Origin of the sequence: Rhizobium sp. FY34 (assembly GCF_005222845.1) — a bacterium.
Taxonomy (GTDB): Bacteria; Pseudomonadota; Alphaproteobacteria; order Rhizobiales; family Rhizobiaceae; genus Neorhizobium.
Genome location: NZ_STFZ01000020.1, coordinates 1 through 3,369, shown reverse-complemented (window position 1 = coordinate 3,369; position 3,369 = coordinate 1). Strand labels below are relative to the sequence as shown.

General features: G+C 58.7%; 4 protein-coding genes. All 4 read right to left on the bottom strand.

The window, feature by feature from the left end; translation table 11 throughout:
- Positions 1-88: 88 nt before the first annotated feature.
- The 4 genes from E8M77_RS16830 to E8M77_RS16815 all read right to left on the bottom strand — a co-directional run bounded on the left by E8M77_RS16830 (position 89) and on the right by E8M77_RS16815 (position 3,286).
- Positions 89-814 (bottom strand): PH domain-containing protein, encoded by a 726-nt coding sequence (locus E8M77_RS16830; protein ID WP_137131802.1) that lies wholly within the window; start codon positions 812-814, stop codon positions 89-91.
- A gap of 55 nt (positions 815-869) precedes the next feature.
- Positions 870-2,477: an IS66 family transposase gene (locus tag E8M77_RS16825; RefSeq protein WP_137131801.1), complete on the bottom strand. Its 1,608-nt coding sequence runs from the start codon at positions 2,475-2,477 to the stop codon at positions 870-872.
- 69 nt (positions 2,478-2,546) lie between these two features.
- Positions 2,547-2,900, bottom strand: a complete 354-nt coding sequence (tnpB, locus tag E8M77_RS16820) for an IS66 family insertion sequence element accessory protein TnpB (protein ID WP_137131800.1) — start codon at positions 2,898-2,900, stop codon at positions 2,547-2,549.
- A complete protein-coding gene (locus E8M77_RS16815; RefSeq protein WP_246659302.1) occupies positions 2,897-3,286 on the bottom strand; it encodes a transposase in 390 nt (129 codons plus the stop codon). The genes tnpB and E8M77_RS16815 overlap by 4 nt, the downstream gene beginning before the upstream one ends.
- Between the last annotated feature and the right edge of the window lie 83 nt (positions 3,287-3,369).

Genomic DNA, 3,369 nt, shown 5'->3' with positions numbered 1-3,369 from the left:
GTAAGCGGTGTGGCCAAAGCACATTGACTATGACGGTATTTCCTACCCGCGTTATCTTGCCTTCGCTGCAAGGCGGAAGGGAACGCCCTTACGGCGGCGGTAAGTAACGGTCGCCGTCAGAGATTGCTTGCAGCCTCCACGCATTGAGGGCGTAGGCTAGTTCATCGTCAGACAGGCCAAAGTGGTTAGGAAAGCTAGTGGACGCCCCGATCCGTTTCTTCTGTCGATCAGCGCGAGCCGTTTTTTCGGCGTTACGATCATCGAAACCGATTATGTCCTTTACTTTTATGATGCGTTTTCCGTACGTCACCGCAGAGATCGCTCTGAAGTCTTGTATGTCACGCCATTCCCACCGTCTGGTTTGAAAGATGTTTTTGAGAGTTAGGCCTTCCGCGTCAATGATCAGGCGATTTGGTTTGATGGTAGCGGCTGCCAGAATCAGGGCCGGAGCGCCGAAGACCACTACCAAAACAGTGTAAAGAACCACGCTTCCTAGCAACGCAGGGGAGGACAACAGGCCGAAGAGATACACCAGCGCAATCATAGATGAGGCTAGAGCCAAAAAGAGGCCGCGGCCTCTGCGTCCCGTTAGTGTGATCGGCTTTGGGTACTGGGTGATTTGGGTCCGGAGTACCTCCGTCCGAGGCGGTGCTGTGGACAGAGATACGATGAAGATAATGGCGAGCGCGGTGGCGAACAAGACGAGCGGCCATCCCCCTTTCTGACCTGCAATGACCGTTTCTATTCCAGCCCATGCGAAGACGAGGGTGAGGATAAACATGATCACGATGCGCGGTTTTGACCAAATGATCATGCTTCTTCCTCAACTTTGCCCTTACGGAGACAATCTGAGATTACTGTGAAGACGTTTAATTGGAATGGCTCGTATTCTTAGAACTTTTCCGATCAGCATATTTCCACGGCAGCAGTTCATCGATCCGGCTCTGCTTGTGCCCGCTGACGACGGCGGTGAGCGTGGCGTTCAAATACGCGAAGGGATCAACGGTATTGAGTTTGCAAGTCTCAATGAGCGAGGCGATGGTGGCCCAGTTCTCGGCTCCAGCATCGTGGCCCGCAAAGAGCGCGTTCTTGCGATTGAGAGCTATCGGCCGGATGGTGCGCTCGACGCTGTTGTTATCCATCTCGATGCGGCCATCAGTCAGGAAGAGCTTCAGACCATCCCAATATTTGGCGATGTAAGCCAATGCCTCGCCGAGCGGGGACTTCGTTGCGACGCGGGTGCGGTGATGGACAAGCCACGCCTGCATGTCGGCTACGAGTGGTGCTGATCGTTCCTGCCGACCTGCAAGGCGAGCCTCAGGATCAAGACCACGCAGTTCGGCCTCGATGCGATACAGTTCACCGATCCGTTTGACGCCATCCTCGGCAATGGGTGCCGAGCCATTGCGGGTGATCTCCACCAGTTTGCGCCGTGCGTGAGCCCAGCAATAGGCAAGCCGAATGTCTGGACCAACGCGCTCCGGCGCAATCAGCCTGTTGTATCCGGCATAGCCATCGACCTGCAGGATGCCGGAGAAGCCCTGCAATATCCGTTCTGCATGAATGCCCCCGCGACCGGGAGCGTAGGTAAAGGCAACGCCCGGCGGAGCGCCGCCACCCCAAGGACGATCATCCCGCGCGAGCGCCCAGAAGTATCCTGTCTTGGTCCTACGCAAGCCGGGATCGAGAACCGGGGCACGGGTCTCGTCCATGAACAACTTGGATGAGCGCTTCAGGTCGGCAATCAACGCATCGAAGAGGGGCCGCAGTTCGAAGGCCGCCCGACCGACCCAGTCGGCAAGCGTTGATCGGTCGAGATCGATGCCCTGGCGGCTCATGATCTGGGCCTGACGGTAAAGCGGAAGGTGATCGGCATACTTGGATACCAGAACATGCGCGACGGTCGCTTCCGTCGGCAGCCCAGCCTGTATCAGCCGTGCCGGAACTGGGGCTTGGACGACCCCGTCGGTGCAGGCCCGGCAGGCATATTTGGGGCGGCGGGTGACGATCACGCGGAACTGCGCCGGGATCACGTCCAGCCGCTCGGAGACATCCTCGCCAATGCAGTGCAGACAACCGCCGCAGGCGCACGTCAGGCTTTCCGGCTCGATCACCTCTTCGACACGCGGGAGATGCTTCGGAAGGGAACCGCGATTGATCGCGCGTGGCTTGGCAATCCTGCTTCCAGCCGGAACGTCCGCCTCATCCTCAGCATGGATCACGGCCATGGCCGTTTCCAGGTCTTCCAGCGCCAGGTCGAATTGGTCCGGATCGGTCTTCTCGGATTTGCGTCCGAAGGCTGCCTGCTTGAATGCTGCGACCAGCTTCTCAAGCCGTTCGATCCTCTCATCCTTGCGGGCGATATGTTCGTCCTTGCTGGCTATCGCGACATCCTTGGCCGCCTCGCTTAGCCGCGCCGCGATCAGCATCGCCTTCAGGGCGGCAATATCATCGGGAAAGTCGGCGGCATCAAGCATGGCCGGAAACTACCAAATCCGGAGCCGATTTGCCTTCGGAATTTGTGGTGCTGAGTCATCGTGCCGCAGCTATTCGATGGCCTCCGGGGTTCTTGTCTGGACGGCATGAACCCGCCGCCAATCAAGGCCCGCGAACAGGGCTTCGAACTGGGCGTGGGTGAGTGTCATCAATCCATCTTTGATGCCTGGCCAAGTGAAGCTGTGCTCCTCCAGCCGCTTGTAGGCCATGACGATCCCGGAGCCATCCCAGTAGATCAGCTTCAACCGGTCCGCCTTGCGTGAGCGGAATACAAAGACCGTTCCGGTGAACGGGTCCTTGTGCAACTCGTTCTTCACCAGCGCCGCCAAGCCGTCATGACCCTTGCGGAAGTCGACTGGTTTGGTCGCCATCATGATCCTGACGCGGTTTGACGGAAAGATCATGTCGCCGCCGCCAGGGCGCGAGCGATTGCAGCGATCCGGGACGCTGACGCACCTTCCTCCAGGCGGATCGTGACGGGACCGACGATAATCTCGGCGCGCGTGGCGGCCTTGACCGTCAGCGGCTCAGGCAACGGCGGCTCGACAACCATGGCCGCGAACTCGACCGCATTCTCCGGTGCTGGCAGGATCAGCTTGCCCTGCCGTGCCATCGTCCGCCAGGTGGAAAGGCTGTTGGCTCGTAATCCGTAGCGCTGCGCAACTTCATTGACTGTCGTGTCGGGCCTCAAGCTCTCCGAAACGATCCGCGCCTTGACCTCGTCAGGCCAATGTCGGTGAACCTCACGTCGGGTCTTACCGGTTGTGAGAAACTCCAGTGTAGTCTCCATGGAGAAACTCCCGTTCTTCATCCATGGAACGTCGATCACAGATCAGGCAACGGTGCACAATGTGGGAGCAGAACACCGGTTAC

Bases quoted from the DNA above. Each gene is read 5' to 3' on its own strand.
- E8M77_RS16825 (WP_137131801.1), bottom strand. From the start codon at position 2,477: ATGCTTGATGCCGCCGACTTTCCCGATGATATTGCCGCCCTGAAGGCG.
- E8M77_RS16815 (WP_246659302.1), bottom strand. From the start codon at position 3,286: ATGGAGACTACACTGGAGTTTCTCACAACCGGTAAGACCCGACGTGAG.
- E8M77_RS16830 (WP_137131802.1), bottom strand. From the start codon at position 814: ATGATCATTTGGTCAAAACCGCGCATCGTGATCATGTTTATCCTCACC.
- tnpB (WP_137131800.1), bottom strand. From the start codon at position 2,900: ATGATCTTTCCGTCAAACCGCGTCAGGATCATGATGGCGACCAAACCA.